Source organism: Leptothrix cholodnii SP-6 (assembly GCF_000019785.1).
In the GTDB taxonomy this organism is placed as follows: domain Bacteria; phylum Pseudomonadota; class Gammaproteobacteria; order Burkholderiales; family Burkholderiaceae_C; genus Sphaerotilus; species Sphaerotilus cholodnii.
The window spans coordinates 104,900-122,019 of sequence record NC_010524.1 but is presented as its reverse complement, the minus strand read 5'-3'; the positions used below and the strand labels follow the sequence as shown (position 1 = coordinate 122,019).

General features: G+C 70.9%; 17 protein-coding genes and 1 pseudogene. 14 read left to right on the top strand and 4 right to left on the bottom strand.

Going from position 1 to position 17,120, the window contains the following annotated elements:
- Positions 1-84 precede the first annotated feature (84 nt).
- The 3 genes from LCHO_RS00590 (at position 85) to LCHO_RS00580 (ending at position 2,582) form a co-directional block, all read left to right on the top strand.
- Positions 85-861 (top strand): TlyA family RNA methyltransferase, encoded by a 777-nt coding sequence (locus LCHO_RS00590; protein ID WP_043703672.1) that lies wholly within the window; start codon positions 85-87, stop codon positions 859-861.
- Positions 862-896: 35 nt separating this feature from the next.
- Positions 897-1,736, top strand: coding sequence for a methylenetetrahydrofolate reductase [NAD(P)H] (metF, locus tag LCHO_RS00585; RefSeq protein ID WP_012345154.1), 840 nt, complete (start codon positions 897-899; stop codon positions 1,734-1,736).
- Between the two features lie 249 nt (positions 1,737-1,985).
- Positions 1,986-2,582 carry an OmpW/AlkL family protein gene (locus LCHO_RS00580; protein ID WP_012345153.1) on the top strand — a complete coding sequence of 199 codons (597 nt, stop codon included), beginning with the start codon at positions 1,986-1,988 and terminating at the stop codon, positions 2,580-2,582.
- Positions 2,583-2,665: 83 nt separating this feature from the next.
- On the opposite strand, the gene LCHO_RS00575 is transcribed toward LCHO_RS00580, so the two are convergent.
- The gene (locus LCHO_RS00575) at positions 2,666-3,256 is read right to left on the bottom strand and encodes a 5-formyltetrahydrofolate cyclo-ligase (protein ID WP_012345152.1); all 591 of its coding nucleotides are present in this window, start codon (positions 3,254-3,256) and stop codon (positions 2,666-2,668) included.
- Between the two features lie 119 nt (positions 3,257-3,375).
- Here LCHO_RS00575 and LCHO_RS22505 point away from each other — a divergent pair, with 119 nt between their 5' ends.
- On the top strand, positions 3,376-3,780 hold the full coding sequence (locus LCHO_RS22505) for a TfoX/Sxy family protein (RefSeq protein WP_012345151.1): 405 nt from the start codon (positions 3,376-3,378) through the stop codon (positions 3,778-3,780).
- A 65-nt stretch (positions 3,781-3,845) separates the two neighbouring features.
- On the opposite strand, the pseudogene LCHO_RS23815 reads toward LCHO_RS22505, so the two are convergent.
- Positions 3,846-4,055, bottom strand: a pseudogene (locus tag LCHO_RS23815) (DUF2917 domain-containing protein); the annotation flags it as partial.
- Positions 4,056-4,168: 113 nt separating this feature from the next.
- Between LCHO_RS23815 and LCHO_RS00565 the strand changes: the two are divergent.
- From LCHO_RS00565 to LCHO_RS00535, 7 genes are all read left to right on the top strand, one after another.
- On the top strand, positions 4,169-5,131 hold the full coding sequence (locus tag LCHO_RS00565; RefSeq protein WP_012345149.1) for a LysR substrate-binding domain-containing protein: 963 nt from the start codon (positions 4,169-4,171) through the stop codon (positions 5,129-5,131).
- A gap of 112 nt (positions 5,132-5,243) precedes the next feature.
- Positions 5,244-7,316 (top strand): lytic transglycosylase domain-containing protein, encoded by a 2,073-nt coding sequence (locus LCHO_RS00560; protein ID WP_012345148.1) that lies wholly within the window; start codon positions 5,244-5,246, stop codon positions 7,314-7,316.
- A 65-nt stretch (positions 7,317-7,381) separates the two neighbouring features.
- Positions 7,382-8,347, top strand: a complete 966-nt coding sequence (locus tag LCHO_RS00555) for a complex I NDUFA9 subunit family protein (protein WP_012345147.1) — start codon at positions 7,382-7,384, stop codon at positions 8,345-8,347.
- 123 nt (positions 8,348-8,470) lie between these two features.
- Positions 8,471-9,856, top strand: coding sequence for a sensor histidine kinase (locus LCHO_RS00550; RefSeq protein ID WP_012345146.1), 1,386 nt, complete (start codon positions 8,471-8,473; stop codon positions 9,854-9,856).
- A gap of 43 nt (positions 9,857-9,899) precedes the next feature.
- On the top strand, positions 9,900-11,297 hold the full coding sequence (locus LCHO_RS00545; protein WP_012345145.1) for a sigma-54-dependent transcriptional regulator: 1,398 nt from the start codon (positions 9,900-9,902) through the stop codon (positions 11,295-11,297).
- 27 nt (positions 11,298-11,324) lie between these two features.
- Positions 11,325-12,050, top strand: coding sequence for a glutathione S-transferase family protein (locus LCHO_RS00540; protein ID WP_012345144.1), 726 nt, complete (start codon positions 11,325-11,327; stop codon positions 12,048-12,050).
- Positions 12,051-12,094: 44 nt separating this feature from the next.
- Complete coding sequence (locus LCHO_RS00535) at positions 12,095-13,354, top strand: multifunctional CCA addition/repair protein (RefSeq protein WP_012345143.1); 1,260 nt, start codon at positions 12,095-12,097, stop codon at positions 13,352-13,354.
- Here LCHO_RS00535 and LCHO_RS00530 read toward each other — a convergent pair.
- Positions 13,304-13,495 (bottom strand): DUF2905 domain-containing protein, encoded by a 192-nt coding sequence (locus tag LCHO_RS00530; RefSeq protein ID WP_012345142.1) that lies wholly within the window; start codon positions 13,493-13,495, stop codon positions 13,304-13,306. The two genes, LCHO_RS00535 and LCHO_RS00530, sit on opposite strands and share 51 nt — an antisense overlap.
- A 49-nt stretch (positions 13,496-13,544) precedes the next feature.
- Positions 13,545-14,759, bottom strand: a complete 1,215-nt coding sequence (locus LCHO_RS00525) for a class I SAM-dependent methyltransferase (RefSeq protein WP_012345141.1) — start codon at positions 14,757-14,759, stop codon at positions 13,545-13,547.
- Between the two features lie 117 nt (positions 14,760-14,876).
- On the opposite strand from LCHO_RS00525, the gene LCHO_RS00520 reads away from it, so the two are divergent.
- Genes LCHO_RS00520 through ttcA form a run of 3 tightly spaced genes read left to right on the top strand, consistent with a single transcriptional unit; the run spans position 14,877 to position 17,115 of the window.
- Complete coding sequence (locus tag LCHO_RS00520; protein ID WP_012345140.1) at positions 14,877-15,689, top strand: SDR family oxidoreductase; 813 nt, start codon at positions 14,877-14,879, stop codon at positions 15,687-15,689.
- A gap of 50 nt (positions 15,690-15,739) precedes the next feature.
- The gene (locus LCHO_RS00515; protein ID WP_012345139.1) at positions 15,740-16,138 is read left to right on the top strand and encodes a dihydroneopterin aldolase; all 399 of its coding nucleotides are present in this window, start codon (positions 15,740-15,742) and stop codon (positions 16,136-16,138) included.
- The gene (ttcA, locus tag LCHO_RS00510; protein ID WP_012345138.1) at positions 16,135-17,115 is read left to right on the top strand and encodes a tRNA 2-thiocytidine(32) synthetase TtcA; all 981 of its coding nucleotides are present in this window, start codon (positions 16,135-16,137) and stop codon (positions 17,113-17,115) included. Before LCHO_RS00515 ends, ttcA begins: the two co-directional genes overlap by 4 nt.
- Positions 17,116-17,120: the final 5 nt, after the last annotated feature.

The following is a 17,120-nucleotide window of genomic DNA, read 5'->3' as shown; positions in this document are numbered from 1 at the left end:
GATCAAGTCGACCCGGCCACGGCCCGCATCGACTTGATCCCGCTCGAAGCCGCCGTCGTGCGGCGCCCTGATTCCCTACCCGCCATGCGCATCGACCAGTTGATTCTTCACAAGGGCCTCGCCCCCACGCGCTCCGCCGCCCAGCGGTTGATCGAACGCAAGGCGGTGCGCTGGCTCGGCCCCAAGGGCTGGACGGTGCCGAGCAAGGCCGGCGAAGACGTGCCCGACGAGGCGCAGGTCGAGATCACCGACGCCTCCGAGCTGCGCTTCGTCTCGCGCGGCGGGCTCAAGCTCGAAGGCGCGATCGCCAAGTGCGGTTTCGACGTGCGCGGGCGCACCTGCCTCGATGTCGGCCAGAGCACCGGCGGCTTCACCGACCTGCTGCTCGACAAGGGCGCCGTCAAGGTGGTCGGCCTCGACGTCGGCCGCGACCAGCTCGCCGCCAAGCTGCGCGGCGACGAGCGGGTGGTCTGCTACGAGGGCATCAACGCCCGCGACGTGGCCGGCAGCGCGTTCGCCGCCGAGTGGCCCGAAGCCAGCTTCGGCTTCATCACCGCCGACGTCTCGTTCATCTCGCTGACGCACGTGCTGCCGACGCTGTTCAGCTACCTCGCGCCCGGTGGCGACCTGCTGGCGCTGGTCAAGCCGCAGTTCGAGCTGCAGCCCGCGCAGATCGGCAAGGGCGGCATCGTGCGCAACAAGGCGTATTTCCAGGACGTCGAGACCCGCGTGCGCCAGTGCTGCCGCGACTGGCCGATGAAGGTGCACGCCTACTTCCAGAGCCCGATCGAGGGCGGCAACGGCAACACCGAATTCTTCATCTGGGTGCGCCACCCCGAGCCTGCGACCCCTGCGGCCTGAGCCTCGCGGCTGCGCCCGTCCAAAGCGATTCCGTCATGACCACGACCCCTTCCCTGCCGCTGAGCCTCGAGTTCTTCCCGCCCAAGACGCCCGAGGGCGTGACCAAGCTGGCGGCCGCGCGCCAGGCGCTGTATGCGCTGCAGCCGCAGTTCTGCTCGGTGACCTATGGCGCCGGCGGCAGCACGCAGGACGGCACGCTGGCCACCGTGCAGGCCATCCTCGACGAGGGCTGGCAGGGCGCCTCGCACTTCACCTGCATCGGCGCCACGCGCGAGTCGGTGCGCGAGCGGCTGGCGCAGTTCAAGGCGATGGGCATGCGCCGCATCGTCGCGCTGCGTGGCGACCTGCCGAGCGGCTACGGCGCGTTCGGCGAGTTCCGCTACGCCAGCGACCTGGTGGCCTTCATCCGCGCCGAGACCGGCGACCACTTCCACATCGAGGTGGCCGCCTACCCCGAGATGCACCCGCAGGCGCGCAGCCCGCAGGCCGACCTGCAGGCCTACGCGGCCAAGGTGCAGGCGGGGGCCGACTCGGCCATCACGCAGTTCTTCTTCAACGCCGACGCCTACTGGCGCTTCGTCGACGACGCCCAGGCGCTGGGCGCGCGCATCCCGGTGGTGCCCGGCATCATGCCGATCACCAATTCGAGCGGGATCATCCGCTTCGCCGACGGCAGCGGCGCCGAGATCCCGCGCTGGATCCGCCTGCGGCTGCAGAGCTACGGCGACGACAGCGCCAGCATCAAGGCCTTCGGCCTCGACGTGGTCACCGACCTGTGCGAGCGCCTGCGTGCCGGCGGCGTGCCGGCCTTGCACTTCTACACGATGAACAGCAGTGCGGCGGTGTTGCAGATCTGCGAGCGACTGGGGCTCTGAACCCCGGGATCCGGCCCGGTGCAGCGGGCCGGGTCAGCGCCCGCGCAACAGATCGGCCGGGAAAGCGTTGCTGCAAGGCGTCATTTCCCGCAGCCGACTGCTGATGCACGTCAAACCGCGACAAGGCGCAAGGCCATCCGGGCCAGCTGTTGCGCAGACACAAGGGGTCGAACCCCGAGCGAGGGCTCAATGAAGGCCTGGATCCGAGATTCGCACTCGGGCCGCCCTTCCATCCAAGGAGTCCCTCTGATGAAAAAGCTCTGCATCGCTCTCGCCGTCGCCGCCCTCGCTCCCGTCGCCATGGCCCAGTCGGCCGGTGACATCGTGGTGCGTGCGCGCGCCGTCTACCTCGACGCAGCCAACAAGGACACCGTCGCCATCACCGACGTGTCGATCAACAGCAAGTGGCTGCCGGAAGTCGACTTCACCTACTACGTGACGCCGAACTTCGCCGCCGAACTGATCCTGACCTACCCGCAGAAGCAGGACGTCAGCTCGACCGCCCACGGCGGCTTCATCGGCACCCTCAAGCACCTGCCGCCGACGCTGACCGCGCAGTACCACGTCACCGGCCTGGGCGCGATCAAGCCCTACGTGGGCGCCGGCGTGAACTACACGCGCTTCTCCAGCGTGAACCTGCTCAACGGCGCGCTGTCGGTCGAGAAGAACAGCTTCGGCCTGGCCTTCCAGGCAGGCGTCGACTACGCGATCGACAAGCAGTGGTCGCTCAACCTCGACGTCAAGAAGGTGCAGATCCGCACCGACCTGAGCCTCGGCGCGACCAATCTGGGCACGCTCAAGGTCGATCCGACGCTGATCGGTATCGGCTTGGGCTACAAGTTCTGACCTGAGGGTGTCTGCACGCCCGCGACCCGGGCGTGACAGCGCAGGAGACATCAGCCGCGGGCAACCCCCGCGGCTGCATTCATTCAGGCGTCGCGATCCCAGACCGCGCCGTCCTCGGTCAGCATGGCGTCGAGCGGGACGTCGTGCGACTCGGCCTCCAGCCACGGGATGTAGCCGTGCGAGTAGCCCACGCCCGCGGTGTAGGGCATCGGCTTGAGCTGCGCCAGCGTGCGGTCGTAGAAGCCGCCGCCGTAACCGAGCCGGATGCCCTTGGGGCCGAAGCCCACGCACGGCACCAGCAGCAGCTCGGGGTGGAACTCCTCGGTGTCCTTGGGCTTGAGGATGCCGAAGGCGTCCTCCTCCATCGGGCAGCCCGGGTACCAGACGTGAAAGCGCAGCTGCTTGGTCTTCTTGTCGATCACCGGCAGACCGATGCGGCGCGCGGGGTCGGATTCGCTCCAGCGGTAGAGCGCGGGCAGGGCATCGAACTCGCCCTTGATCGACCAGAACGCGCCGATGGTCTTCTCGCGGCGCGACAGCAGCCAGACCTGCAGCACCTCCTGCAGGTGCACCGAGCGCTGGTGGCGATCACTCATGCCCATGCGTTCGGCCTGCAGCTGCTTGCGCAGCGTGGCCTTGTCTCGGGGCGGTTCGGGCAGCTTGAAGGAGGGCATGCGCGTGGGCCGGCGTGCGGCGCGAGATCAGGATGGCGCCGATTGTGCGGGTGGCGCCGGCCCCGGGCAAATCGCGACGACCGTGATTCCCCGCACCCGCCGCCGGCCTAGACTTGCGCATGGCCGAAGAACTCGTCAACCACGTGCTGGAGCTGCTGGCGCCGCTCGGCCGGGCCCGGTCGCGGCGCATGTTCGGCGGCCAGGGTTTCTATGTCGACGACCTGTTCATCGCGCTGATCGCCGACGGCCGGCTCTACCTGAAGGTCGATGCGCAGAGCCGGGCCGTCTTCGAGTCGGCCGGCTGCGAGCCCTTCGCCTACCAGCGCGCCGGCGGCGAACGCGCCGTGATGAGCTACTTCAGCGCGCCCGACGACGCCATGGAGTCGCCCGCGCTGATGCAGCCGTGGGCGCGACTGGCGCTGGCGGCGGCCGTGCGGGCCAGGGCGGCCCAGCCTTCGAGGCCGCGCGCCAGCCGGTCGAGCGCGCCGGCCGCCAGGAAGACCAGCGCCCGCCCGAAGCGCTGACCGACCGATTCGACCGGGTCGGGTCGCCACTGCCAGGCCGTCGCCTGCGCCGGCCGCCAGGCGCCGACGGTCACGCGCTCGCCGGCCCGCAGGTGCAGGTGATCGCCGGGCTGCAGCACGTGGTCGTCGGGGTCGCCGTCGCGGGTCAGCCAGAGCGGGCCGTCCTGCACCTGCAGCACGCCGGCGCGGGCGACCCGCCACTGGTGCGTCTGCAGCGCCGACACCGACCCGCCGGCGGCCTTCGAGAAGTCGCCTGATTCATGCGTTTTCCTCATCCACAGCTCGATCGACATGGGGCTCTCCGGTTCACAATTCGATGCGTGAATCGTCTGCGAGAAGGAGCCGTGCGTCCAATGAGATCGAACCCGTCGATTGATGCGTGCCGCTCATGAGCACGCGAAACCGGCCGCTGTCGCTGCAGTCGCTGCGCGCGTTCGAGGCGGTGGCGCGGCGGCTGAGTTTCCGGCTCGCCGGCGAGGAGCTGTTTCTCACCCAGTCGGCCATCAGCCGGCAGATCAAGGGCCTGGAGGAGGAACTCGGCGCCGTGGTCTTCCAGCGCGACACCCGTCAAGTCACGCTCACCGCCGCCGGTCTGACGCTGCAGCGCGCGGTGCAACCTCTGCTTGAACGGCTCGACGGCGCGGTGCGCCAGATCCGCAGCGCCGGCGCGCGGCCGCGGGTGGCGATCACCACCTTCGCGTCGTTCGCCACGCTGTGGCTGATCCCGCGGCTGGAGGCCTTCCAGCGCCGCCATCCGGCGCTCGACATCCGCATCGCCGCGCACGACACGCTGCACGACATGGACGACCCGGACATCGACATGGCGCTGCGCTATTGCCACCCCGACGACGCGCCGCCCGGCGCCTTGCTGCTGTTCGGCGAGGTGCTGGCGCCGGTCGTCAGCCCCTGGTATCTGGAGCGCGCCCGGCGCGGCGAGATCGCCGCACTCGATCAACCGGTCGACCTGGCGGGCCACACGCTGCTGGAGGTGGAGGGGCTTTACCTGGGCAGCAGTCCGTATCGATCCTGGGAACACTGGCTCGCCGCGCGCGGCCTGCAGGCCCTGCAGCCGCGCAGCTGGGTGCATCTCAATTACGACCACCAGCGCGTGCAGGCCGCGCAGGCCAGCCAGGGCGTGGTGCTGGCGCGCCTGCCGCTGGTGGCCGACATGCTGGCGCGCGGCGAGCTGGTCGAACCGTTCGGCCCCGCCGGCCGTGACGCCGTGCCCTACGGCTACTGGCTGATCCTCGCCAGCGGCGCCGTGCAGCGGCCCGAGGTGCAGCAGCTGCGCGACTGGGTCGCCGAGCAGGCCGCGCCGGTGCGGCAGGCCTTGGGCGAGCACGCCCCGTGAACGGGGTGTGCACCGGCGGCGGCAATCCAGCGTTGATCCAGATGCAAAGCGAATCAGGCACCATCGGCGTGCCGTCACCCGAGCGAGCGCCTGTTCGCCGCGAGCCCCCAAGATGAAGTACCTGGTTTCCCTGTTTCTCGGCAGCTGCGCGCTGCTGTCACCCTGCGCGGCGCAGTCGCCCCAGGCCGTGGACACCGCCGCGCCTGCGCTGGTCGCCGAACCGATCGCGCCGACGGGTGCGGCTGCGCTCGCCATCCGGCCGATCGACCAGCGCCTGCTCGACGCCCGCGAGGCCCTGCGCAGCCGCGACCGTGCCCGCCTGGCCAGTGCCCGCGACGCGCTGGTGGCGGCACGCCACCCGCTGGCGATGTGGGCCGACTACTGGGAGATCGGCCTGCGCCTGGGCGAGGTCGGCCAGGACGATCTGGAGGCCTTCTACGCCCGCTGGCCCGGCACCTATGTCGAGGACCGGCTGCGCAACGACTGGCTGCTCGAGCTGGGCATCCGGCGCGACTGGGCGCGCTTCGGTGCCGAGCTGCCGCGTTTTCGCATGGCCGACGACCGGCAGGTCAACTGCTACGCGATGCTGCTGCGCCACCAGGCCGGTGACGACGTGCGCGCCAGCGCGCGCAGCAGCTGGCTCGGCCAGCGCGAGCCGGCGGCCGGATGCGCGCTGATGGCCGGCACGCTGTTCGAGGCCCGCCGCCTGAGCAGCGCCGACGTCTGGCTGAAGGCGCGCATCAGCGCCGAGGCCGGCCGGCCCAAGCTGGCCCGCGAGGCGCTGGCGCTGATCAGCGAGACCCTGGCCGACAAGCCGCTGACCGAGCTGTGGGACCAGCCGCTGCGCTACTTCAACAAGCACGCCGATGCCGGCCACCGCCAGGGCGCCGAGATGGTGGTGCTGGCGCTGGTGCGGCTGGCCACCAGCGATCCGCAGACCGCCGCCACCCTGCTCGAGGACCGCTGGCAGGCGCAGCTCGCGCCCGATGCCGCCGCCTGGACCTGGGCCGCGATCGCCAAGCAGGCCGCCTGGAAACGCCTGCCCGAGGCCGACGGCTGGTTCCAGCGCGCGCTGACCGTGCCGCAGGCGCGCGACGTCGACTGGAGCGACGACACGCTGGCCTGGCGCGCCCGCGCCGCCCTGCGTGCCACCGATGCGCAACGCTGGGAACGGGTGCTGTCGGCGATCAACGCGATGACCGCACCGGCGCAGGCCGACCCGACCTGGGTCTACTGGAAGGGGCGCGCCCTGATGGCCACCGCCGCCGCCGGCACCGACGGGGATGCCCGCCGCACCGGCGCCGCGGTGCTGTTCGAACGCATTGCCGGCGGCTACAACTTCTACGGCAAGCTCGCCGCCGATGCCCTCGGCCGCACCCAGAGCCTGCCGCCGCGACCGGCCGCGCTCGGTGCCGACGAGCGGCGCGCCGCCGAGCAGAACCCCGGGCTGAACCGGGCGCTGATGCTGATCGGGCTGGGCCTGCGCAGCGAGGGCGTGCGCGAATGGAACTTCAGCGTGATCGGCATGAACGACCGCGCCCTGCTGGCCGCCGCCCAGCGCGCCTGCGAACGCGAGATCTGGGATCGCTGCATCCACACCAGCGAACGCACCCGCACCGAGGTCGACATGGCGCAGCGCTTCCCGACCCCGTTCCGCGCCGAGGTGGTCGCCGCGGCGCAGGAGGTCGGGCTCGATGCGGCCTACATCTACGGCCTGATCCGCCAGGAGTCGCGCTTCATCACCGACGTGCGCTCGAGCGCCGGTGCGGCCGGCCTGATGCAGCTGATGCCCGGCACCGCGCGCTGGACCGCCCGCAAGCTCGGCGTGCCCTACACCGCCGACAGGATCACCGACCGCAACCTCAACCTGCGCCTGGGCGCCGGCTACCTGAAGCTGGTGCTCGACGACTTCGAGGGCTCGCAGGCGCTGGCCACCGCGGCCTACAACGCCGGCCCGAGCCGCTCGCGGCGCTGGCGCGAAGGCCCGCCGATCGAAGTGGCCGCCTGGGCCGAGAGCATCCCGTTCAACGAGACGCGCGACTACGTCAAGAAGGTGCTGTCGAACGCGAGCTACTATGCCGCGCTGCTGGGCGGCCAGTCGGTGGTCAACCTCAAGCAGCGCCTGGGGCCGCCGGTGACACCGCGGGCCGAGACGGCGCTCACCGAGAACAGGGACCTGCCCTGACCGTGTCGCTGGCGCAGCGCCGGATCGGCACGGTACGGCTTGCGGCAGTTTCGGTTGGAGGGATGATGAACAAGGTCTTGGTTCTGGGTGGCACCGGTTTTGTCGGCCGGGCATTCGCGGCGGCCTGGGTCGCCGCCCACGGCGGCACCGGTGCCGGCTTGCGCATTCCGAGCCGCCGGCCGGCACGCGCCAAGGCGCTCGCGATGCTGCCGACGGTCGAGCTGGTCGAGGCCGACGTGCACGACCCGGCCCAGCTGCTCGCGCTGATGGCCGGCTGCGATGCGGTGGTCAACCTGGTGGCGGTGCTGCATGGCGACGCGCGACGCTTCGAGCAGGTGCACGTGACGCTGCCGCAGCGCATCGCCGGCGCCTGTGCGGCCGCCGGCGTGACGCGGCTGGTGCATGTCAGCGCGCTGGGGGTGGACGATGCTGCCGACGCGCCGCCCGCGCCCTCGCTCTACCTGCGCAGCAAGACGCAGGGCGAGCAGGTGCTGCGCGCCGCGCCCGGCCTGGCGCTGACGCTGCTGCGCCCGAGCGTGATCTTCGGCGCCGAGGACCGCTTCATCAACCTGTTCGCAGCCCTGCAGGCGCTCGCGCCGGTGATGCCGCTGGCCGGCGCCGCGGCACGTTTCCAGCCGGTCTGGGTCGACGACGTGGCGCATGCGATCGTGGCCTGCCTGACCGACCCGCGCCACATCGGCCGGACCTTCGAATGTGCCGGCCCGCAGGTGCTGACGCTGCGCGAACTGGTGCAGCTGGCCGGGCGCTGGAGCGGCCACCCGCGCCCGGTGCTGCCGCTGCCGGAATGGGCCGGCCGCCTGCAGGCCGCCGCGCTGGGGTTGCTGCCGGGCGAGCCGCTGATGTCGGGCGACAACCTGGCGTCGATGCGGGTACCCAATGTCGCCGGCGGCCGCCTGCCGGGCCTGGCCGAACTCGGCATCCGCGCGGCCTCGCTGGCCGACGTGATGGGGCCCTGGCTCGGCGGCGGCGGCCAGCGCACCAATCAGCTGCGGATGCTGGCAGGTCGTTGATGCATCACGCGGCCTCGACCTGTCGCGGCCTGCGCCGGGTCGAGGGGCGGCTTGCGGCGGCGCACAATCCGGCCTGCACGGGAACGCCCGCGCCGCCTTGATCGACAACAGGAGAACCCGAAGATGCGTTGGCTCAAACTCATGCGCGGCGATGCGAGCGGTGGTTTTCCGCTGGTTCGCTGGTTCTCGCTCGTGAGTCTGCTGGCGGTCGGGGTGGTCAGCATCACGATGGCGCTGGTGCTGGCGCGGTTCCTCGAAACCCGGCTGCTCGATCACGACGCCAGCCTGAGCCGCGATTTCGTGCAGAACATCGTCGACACCCAGAACGTCAGCAAGGGCTTCCTGATCGGCGGCGAAACGGTGCGCGAGGCCGACTTCGCCGAGTTCTTCACCCACGTCGCGGCGCTGCCCGACGTGCTGCGCGCCAATGTCTACAGCCTCGACAGGCGCGTGCTGTGGTCGAGCAACGCGGCGCTGATCGGTCGCTACTTCGGCCGCAACGACGAGCTCGAGGCGGCCCTCAAGGGCACGCTGGTGTGGGAGCGCGGCGAGGTCGAGGACCACACCGCCGTGGCCAAGGGCGAACACGTGGCGCTGGGCACGCGGCGCGCGAGCTTCGTCGAGAACTACCTGCCGGTCTACAGCTCCGCCGGCACCAACCGCACCCTGATCGGCGTGGTCGAGCTGTACCGGGTGCCGCGCACGCTCAACGACACCCTGCGCCAGGGCACGCTGCTGGTGTGGGTGTGTTCGCTGCTGGGCGGCGCGGTGCTGTATCTGTCGACCCTCGGACTGGTGCGCAAGGCCAGCCGCCTGATGCACGAGCAGCGCCGCCGGCTGGTCGAGGCCGACGCCCTGGCGCTGGTGGGCGAGATCGCCGCGGCCACCGCTCACAGCATCCGCAACCCGCTGGCGTCGATCCGCTCGACCGCCGAACTGCAGCGCGAGATCGGCGACATGTCGCCCGAGATGGCCAACGAGACCATCCTGCACGTCGACCGCATCGAGCGGCTGGTGCGCACCCTGCTCACCTACAGCCGCGACGCCGTCGAGGTGCTCGGCGACACCGAGCTCGACCACGTGCTGCGCGCCACCGCCGAACAGTTCCGCCCGGCCTTCGACAGCCAGAACAAGCACCTCGTGCTCGACTGGGCCGGCCCGCTGCCGGCGGTGCGCGGCGACCCGGTGCTGCTGCAGCAGGTGCTCAACTCGCTGCTGTCGAACGCGCTCGAGGCCTCCGGCCCGCAGGCCACCGTCACCGTCAAGGCGCAGGCCGACCAGGACTCGGTGCGCGTCGAGGTTCACGACCACGGCGACGGCATCCCCGCCGAACACCTGGCCAACGTGTTCCGACCGTTCTACACCACCAAGCCCCGCGGGCTGGGCATGGGCCTGGCGCTGGTCAAGCGGGTGCTCGACCGCCTGGGGGGTGCCGTCGAGATCAAGAGCGCACCAGGTCAAGGCACCTCGGTGATCCTGCAACTGCCGCTGGCCCGCACGCCAGCATGACTCAGCACGTCCGGGACCGCTGCTGTCGCCTATCGAGGAAGCCATGGCAAGAGCCATCCTGATCATTGAAGACGAGGCCACGCTGGCCCGCAACCTGGCCATCTATCTGGAACGGCTGGGCGACGAGGTGCGCGTGGCGGGCCGGGCCGAAGAAGGCCTGGCCCTGCTCGAGAAGTTCCGCCCCGACATCGTCATCCTCGACCACAACCTGCCGGGCATGACCGGGCTGGAGGCGCTGTCGCGCATCCGCGCCATCGACGCCGACGCCCAGGTGGTGATGGTCACCGGCTACGGCAGCACCGAGCTGGCGGTCGAGGCGATGAAGGCGGGAGCCGCCGATTTCCTGACCAAGCCGCTGGTGCTGGGCGAACTCAAGCTGCTGCTCGAACGCCTGACCGAGCAGGGCAAGCTCGCCAACACGGTCGACTACTACGCCCAGCGCGACGCCCAGGACAGCGGGCTCGACAAGATCGTCGGCGACTCCGAACCGATCCGCAACCTGCGCCAGATGCTGGTGTCGCTGCTCGAGTCGGAGTCGCGGCTGGCCGATCGCGACCCGCCGGCGGTGCTGATCGTCGGCGAGACCGGCACCGGCAAGGAGCTGGTGGCGCGCGCGCTGCACTACGGCGGGCCGCGCCGCACCGAGCCGTTCGTCGAGATCAACTGCGGCGCCCTGCCCTCGCAGCTGATCGAGGCCGAGCTGTTCGGCTACGAAAAAGGCGCCTTCACCGACGCCCGCCAGCGCAAGGCCGGCCTGGTCGAGACCGCCGAACACGGCACGGTGTTCCTCGACGAGATCGGCGAGACCGAGCTCGGCACGCAGGTCAAGCTGCTCAAGCTGCTGGAAGAAAAACGCATGCGCCGGCTCGGCGGCCTGCGCGAGCAGCAGGTGCACGCCCGCATCATCAGCGCCACCAACCGCCCGCTCGACCAGATGGTGCGCGACGGGCGTTTTCGCGCCGACCTGTTCTTCCGGCTGCGCATCGTCGAGATCCGGGTGCCGCCGCTGCGCGAGCGTGGCCACGACATCGTCATGCTGGCCGAGCACTACCTCAACCTGCACGGCCAGCGTTACCGCAAGGCCGGCCTGGTGCTGGGCGAAGAAGCCCGCCAGGCGCTGCTGCAGTACAGCTGGCCCGGCAACGTGCGCGAGCTGCGCAACGTGATGGAGCAGGCGGTGCTGGTGGTCGAGGGCAGCGAGGTCGGCGTCCGCCACCTGCGCCTGACCGGCCCGGTCGGCCACGGCAGCGAACTGCCGATCGACGACAGCGACCTGCACCTCGAGCGCATGGAGCGGCGGCTGATCCTGCGTGCGCTCGAGCGCACCCGGCAGAACGTCAGCGCCGCCGCGCGGCTGCTGGGCGTGTCGCGCGACACGCTGCGCTACCGGCTCGAGCGGCTCGAACTGCGCCCCGGCGAGTCCGGCGACGCTCAGACCTGAGGCTGCGCGCCTCGCACGGAACCCACCATGCTGCAGCTCTACATCGGCAACAAGAACTACTCGTCGTGGTCGATGCGCCCCTGGGTGCTGATGACCGACGCGGCCATCCCGTTCACCGAGGTGAAGGTGCGCTTCGACGCCTTCACGCCCGGCTCGACGTTCAAGCGCACGATGGGCGCGCTGGTGCCCACCGGCAAGGTGCCGGCGCTGGTGATCGACGACGGCGTGGATGACGGCGTCGCCGGCAGCAGCGGTCCGCAGGTGGTGTGGGACACCCTGGCGATCGCCGAGACGCTGGCCGAGCGCCACCCGGATCGCCAGCTCTGGCCGGCCGATGCCGCACGACGCGCGCTGGCACGCAGCCTGTGCGCCGAGATGCACAGCGGCTTCGGCGCGCTGCGCAACGCCTGCCCGATGAACATCGAGGCACGGCTGCCCGAGATCGGCGCGCGCGTGCTGGCCGAGCAGCCGGCGGTGCAGGCCGACCTGGCGCGCATCGTCGCGATGTGGACCGGCTGCCTCGAACGCTTCGGCGGCCCGTGGCTGTTCGGCGAGCGTTTCGGCATCGCCGACGCCTATTACGCGCCGGTGGCCAGCCGGCTGCGCAGCTACGCGCTGCCGGTGCCCGCGCCGGTGGCCGACTACATCGAGCACATCCACCAGCGCCCGAGCGTGGCGGCCTGGGTGGCCGATGCGCTGGCCGAACACGACTTCCTCGACTTCGAGGAACCCTACCGCACGAGCCGCGGCTGAGCCGGCGCGTGCGTTCCCCGTCAGCAGCCGTCACGAGGTTCGAGATGCGATGCCTGCTCGTCGGTGGCGCGGTGCGCGACCAGCTGCTCGGCCGCCCGGTCGGCGACCGCGACTGGGTGGTGGTGGGCGCCACGCCCGAGCAGATGGTGGCCGCCGGTTATCTGCCGGTCGGGCGCGATTTCCCGGTCTTCCTGCACCCGCGCACGCACGAGGAATACGCGCTGGCGCGCACCGAGCGCAAGACCGCGCCGGGTTATCACGGCTTCGTCTTCCACACCGGCGCCGACGTGTCGCTCGACGACGACCTGGCGCGACGCGACCTGACCATCAACGCGATGGCGCTCGACGAGGCCGGCACGCTGATCGACCCCTGGGGCGGCCGGCGCGACCTGGCACACAAGTGCCTGCGCCACGTCGGCGCCGCCTTTGCCGAAGACCCGGTGCGCATCCTGCGGCTGGCGCGGTTTGCAGCGCGGCTGGGCGATTTCAGCGTCGCGCCCGAGACGCTGGCGCTGTGCCGGCGCATGGTCGAGGCCGGCGAGGTCGACGCGCTGGTGCCCGAGCGCGTGTGGCAGGAACTCTCGCGCGGGCTGATGGAGGCACGGCCCTCGCGCATGTTCGAGGTGCTGCGCGACTGCGGCGCGTTGGCGCGCCTGCTGCCCGAGGTCGAGCGCCTGTTCGGCGTGCCGCAGCGCGCCGACTACCACCCCGAGGTCGACACCGGCGTGCACCTGATGATGGTGCTCGACACCGCCGCGCAGAGGGGCGTGTCGCTGCCGGTGCGTTACGCCTGCCTCGGCCACGATCTTGGCAAGGGCACCACGCCGGCCCACATCCTGCCGCGCCACATCGGCCACGAGGGCCGCAGCGCGGCGCTGCTGGCGCCCATGTCTGCGCGTCTCAAGGTGCCGGCGGCCTGTCACGAACTGGCCGATCTGGTGGCGCGCGAACACAGCAACGTGCACGGCAGCGGCAACTTCGACGCCGCCGCGCTGGTGCGCCTGTTCGACCGCTGCGACGCCTGGCGGCGCCCGGAACGTTTCGAACTGGCGCTGCAGGCCTGCGAGTGCGATGCCCGTGGCCGGCTCGGTTTCGAGCAGGCGCACTACCCGCAGGCGCCGCGGCTGCGCCAGGCACTGGCGGCGGCGCGTGGCATCGACGCCGCTGCGGTGATGGCGTCGGCGCGCGCGCGTGGCCTCAATGGCCCGGCGCTCGGCCGGGCGTTGCACGAGGCCCGCATCGAGGCCGTGGCCTCAGATCCAGCGTGCCAGCGCCCAGCCGATCAGGCTCAGCAGAACGGTTGAGCCGAACGGGAAATACCACTCGCGCCCGCGCACCTTGAAGGCGATGTCGCCGGGCACGCGGCCCAGGCCGATCCGGCTCAGCCAGCCGCGCAGGCCGTTGAGCACGATGAAGGCGAACACCAGGGTCAGCAGCCAGCGCATCGTGGGGCTCGCGAGGAACTGATCGGATCGACGCGGCGGGCCGGCACGCTCAGAGCGTGTGGCTGCGGTCGCCGGCCGTGAAGCCGATGGCGTCGAACTCGGCGCCGGCACTGGCCACGCCCAGCACCTTGAACAGCTCGCCCATCTCGTGTTCGGTGATGAGCTTCTGCGCCATCGCCCGCTCGCGCAGGTCGGCGTGTTCGAGGTCGCCGATCAGGCCGCAGTTCATCAGGAAACGCGCCTGGCTGGTGTAGCCCAGCACGCCCATGCCGGCATCCTGCGCCGCCACCGCGATGGCGGTGAAGTCGACGTGCGCGGTGATGTCCTTGTCGCCCGGGTCGGACAGCGGGTCGGGGTCGGCGCGGTGCGCGCGATGGCACATCAGCGTGCCGGCGCTGCGTTGCGGGTGATAGAACTCGTGCTCGGGAAAACCGTAGTCGATGAAGAACGCCGCGCCGCGCGCCAGCCGCTCGGCCAGCGTCAGGATGTAGGCCACCGCGATGCGCGGCAGCTCGACCACCGCGCCCACCGGCCAGTGCTGGTCGACCGGCGGCGCCAGATGGGTCGGGTGATCGGCAAAACGCAGCCGCGGCGCACCGGCGGCCGCCGAGCCGGGTTCGAGCGCCACGCCGCGGTCGTGCCAATGGTGGCCGTCCCAGTGCAGCAGCGTGACCGGCATGGCGTCGAGCAGCTCGTTGGCCACCACCACGCCCTCGAAGCGCTCGGGCAGTTCTGCGAGCCAGCGCACCTTGTGCGCCAGCGCCGGATGGGCCGCCTCGATGCGCTCGCGCTGGCGTGCGCGCAGCGTGCCCGACAGGTCGACGATGGTGTAGCGCGTGATGCGATCGCCCAGCTCGCCCAGCAGCTGCGCGGCCAGTGCGCCCGAGCCGGCGCCGAACTCCCAGACTTCCTGCGTGCCGGTGGCCTGCAGCGCCTGCGCCACCTGGCGCGCCAGCGCGCGGCCGAACAGCGGTGACAGCTCGGGTGCGGTGACGAAGTCGCTGCCGCTGGCCGGCATCAGGCCGAACTGGCGGTCGCCGCGGCTGTAATAACCGAGCCCGGGCGTGTAGAGCGCCAGCGCCATGTAGCGCTCGAAGCTGATCCAGCCGCCCGCGTCCTCGATCGCCGCGGCGATGCGCACGAGCAGCGCGTGGCTGTCCGGGCTGGCCTCATGGGGCGAACGGTGGGGGATGTCCGACTGCGCCTGCGCATCGGGGGCGCTGGCTACACTGTCGGTCGTGGCTGGAGGCTGTGGACGATTCACGCGCCGATTGTAGGAAGCGCCGGCCACGAACGGCGGCCGATCGGCCCCGCAGCCCCCACCGAGCTGCACGAGCCGCTGCCCCCCCATCCTTGCGTCCGACGCCCGACACCCTGCGCCATGCCTGTTTCCCCGTCTGCCGCCGCAACTGACCGGCCCGTCGTGCGCCGCCCGCTGACCCTGGTCACCGGCGGCGCGCGCCGGCTCGGCCGCGCGATCGCGCTCGAACTGGCCGACGCCCGCCACGACATCGCGCTGCATTACCGCGGTTCGGTCGCCGACGCCGAAGCCACCGCCGCCGACCTGCGCGCGCTCGGCGCCGAGGTGGCGCTGTTCCAGGCCGATCTGTCGGACGAGGCCGCCTGCCGCGCGCTGGTGCCGGCGGTGGTGGCGCGGCTGGGCCGGCTCGATGCGGTGGTGAACAACGCCTCGACCTTCGAATACGACGAGCCCGCCAGCTTCGGCCACGCCGCGATGGAGCGCCACTGGCGCGCCAACACCGCCGCGCCGGTGCTGCTGGCGCAGGCGCTGCACGCCCACCTGGGCGAGCGCAACGGGCGCGGCTGCGTCGTCAACCTGCTCGACCAGAAACTCGTCAACCTCAACCCCGACTACTTCTCGTACACGCTGTCGAAGGCCGCGCTGCAGGCCGCCACCCAGATGCTGGCGCTGGCGCTGGCGCCGCGGTTGCGGGTGGTGGGCGTGTCGCCGGGGGTGACGATGGTGTCGGGGCCGATGAGCGAGGCCGAGTTCGAGGCCGCCCACAAGCTCACGCCGCTGCAGCGTTCGTCGACGCCCGAGGACATCGCCCGCGCGGTGCGTTTCGCGCTCGAGTCGCCCGCCATCACCGGCAGCACGCTGCTGGTCGACGGCGGCCAGCACCTGCTCGGCCAGCCGCGCGACGTGCTGTACCTGGTGCAGCCGCCGGCCTGAACGCCGCCGCGATTGCCGTCCCGAATTCAAGATCTTCAGAAAGTGTCTTCATGATCAGCCAACTCGCCCACCCCTCGCTGATGGATTGCCGGCGCCTCTTCCTGCTCGACTACGAGGTCTGGATCAACATCGGCGTGCACGATTTCGAGAAACGCGGCGAGCAGCGCGTGCTGATCAACGTCGACATCTACGTGCCGCTGGCGCTGAGCACGCCGACGCAGGACGAACTCGACGAAGTGGTCGACTACGATTTCATCCGCCGCAGCATTGCCGAGCGCATCTCGAAGGGCCACGTGCACCTGCAGGAAACCCTCTGCGACGACGTGGCCGAGATCATGCTGGGCCACCCCAAGGTGCGGGCGGTGCGGGTGTCGACCCAGAAGCCCGATGTGTATCCCGACTGCCGCAGCGTCGGCGTCGAAGTCTTTCGCATGAAGTCGCCGACATGAACACCCCCACCGCCACCCTGAACGCACCGGCCGCGGACGCCGAATCCGCCGCCGCCAGCGCCGCCGACAAGAAGGCCGCCTTCGAGCTCAACAAGCTCAGCAAGCGGCTGCACCGCCAGGTCGGCCAGGCGATCACCGACTTCAACATGATCCAGGAGGGCGACCGCGTGATGGTCTGCCTGTCGGGCGGCAAGGACAGCTACGGCATGCTCGACATCCTGCTGGGCCTGCAGCAGCGCGCGCCGATCACGTTCAGCATCGTGGCGGTCAACCTCGACCAGAAGCAGCCCGGTTTCCCGGAGCACATCCTGCCGGCCTACCTGAAGGCGCGCGGCGTCGAGTTCCACATCGAGAACCAGGACACCTACAGCATCGTCAAGCGCGTGATCCCCGAGGGCAAGACGATGTGCAGCCTGTGCTCGCGTCTGCGCCGCGGCATCCTGTACCGGGTGGCCGACGAGCTGGGTGCGACCAAGATCGCGCTGGGCCATCACCGCGACGACTTCCTCGGCACGGTGTTCCTCAACATGTTCTTCGGCAGCAAGTTGAAGGGCATGCCGCCCAAGCTGGTCAGCGACGACGGCCGCCACACCGTGATCCGCCCGCTCGCCTACGTGGCCGAGACCGACCTCGAGCGCTGGGCCGAACATCGCGCGTTCCCGATCATCCCGTGCACGCTGTGCGGCACGCAGGACAACCTGCAGCGGGTGCAGATCAAGCACATGCTGCGCGACTGGGATCAGCGTTTTCCCGGTCGGATCGACAACATGCATCGCGCGTTTTCACAGGTGGTGCCCTCGCACCTGATGGACCGCGCGCTGTTCCCCTTCGAGACCCTCGTGCCCACCGGCGTGGCGGATCCGGCCGGCGACCGCGCCTTCGACGAGGACGACAGCGAGCTGTGCGCCCCGTCGGGCAGCGCCGACGCGGCGGGCGACGAGGTGAGCGTGCCGGTGGCGCTGATCCGCCGGGTGTGAGCGCA

Bases quoted from the DNA above. Each gene is read 5' to 3' on its own strand.
- LCHO_RS00590 (WP_043703672.1), top strand. From the start codon at position 85: ATGCGCATCGACCAGTTGATTCTTCACAAGGGCCTCGCCCCCACGCGC.
- metF (WP_012345154.1), top strand. From the start codon at position 897: ATGACCACGACCCCTTCCCTGCCGCTGAGCCTCGAGTTCTTCCCGCCC.
- LCHO_RS00580 (WP_012345153.1), top strand. From the start codon at position 1,986: ATGAAAAAGCTCTGCATCGCTCTCGCCGTCGCCGCCCTCGCTCCCGTC.
- LCHO_RS00575 (WP_012345152.1), bottom strand. From the start codon at position 3,256: ATGCCCTCCTTCAAGCTGCCCGAACCGCCCCGAGACAAGGCCACGCTG.
- LCHO_RS22505 (WP_012345151.1), top strand. From the start codon at position 3,376: ATGGCCGAAGAACTCGTCAACCACGTGCTGGAGCTGCTGGCGCCGCTC.
- LCHO_RS00565 (WP_012345149.1), top strand. From the start codon at position 4,169: ATGAGCACGCGAAACCGGCCGCTGTCGCTGCAGTCGCTGCGCGCGTTC.
- LCHO_RS00560 (WP_012345148.1), top strand. From the start codon at position 5,244: ATGAAGTACCTGGTTTCCCTGTTTCTCGGCAGCTGCGCGCTGCTGTCA.
- LCHO_RS00555 (WP_012345147.1), top strand. From the start codon at position 7,382: ATGAACAAGGTCTTGGTTCTGGGTGGCACCGGTTTTGTCGGCCGGGCA.
- LCHO_RS00550 (WP_012345146.1), top strand. From the start codon at position 8,471: ATGCGTTGGCTCAAACTCATGCGCGGCGATGCGAGCGGTGGTTTTCCG.
- LCHO_RS00545 (WP_012345145.1), top strand. From the start codon at position 9,900: ATGGCAAGAGCCATCCTGATCATTGAAGACGAGGCCACGCTGGCCCGC.
- LCHO_RS00540 (WP_012345144.1), top strand. From the start codon at position 11,325: ATGCTGCAGCTCTACATCGGCAACAAGAACTACTCGTCGTGGTCGATG.
- LCHO_RS00535 (WP_012345143.1), top strand. From the start codon at position 12,095: ATGCGATGCCTGCTCGTCGGTGGCGCGGTGCGCGACCAGCTGCTCGGC.
- LCHO_RS00530 (WP_012345142.1), bottom strand. From the start codon at position 13,495: ATGCGCTGGCTGCTGACCCTGGTGTTCGCCTTCATCGTGCTCAACGGC.
- LCHO_RS00520 (WP_012345140.1), top strand. From the start codon at position 14,877: ATGCCTGTTTCCCCGTCTGCCGCCGCAACTGACCGGCCCGTCGTGCGC.
- LCHO_RS00515 (WP_012345139.1), top strand. From the start codon at position 15,740: ATGATCAGCCAACTCGCCCACCCCTCGCTGATGGATTGCCGGCGCCTC.
- ttcA (WP_012345138.1), top strand. From the start codon at position 16,135: ATGAACACCCCCACCGCCACCCTGAACGCACCGGCCGCGGACGCCGAA.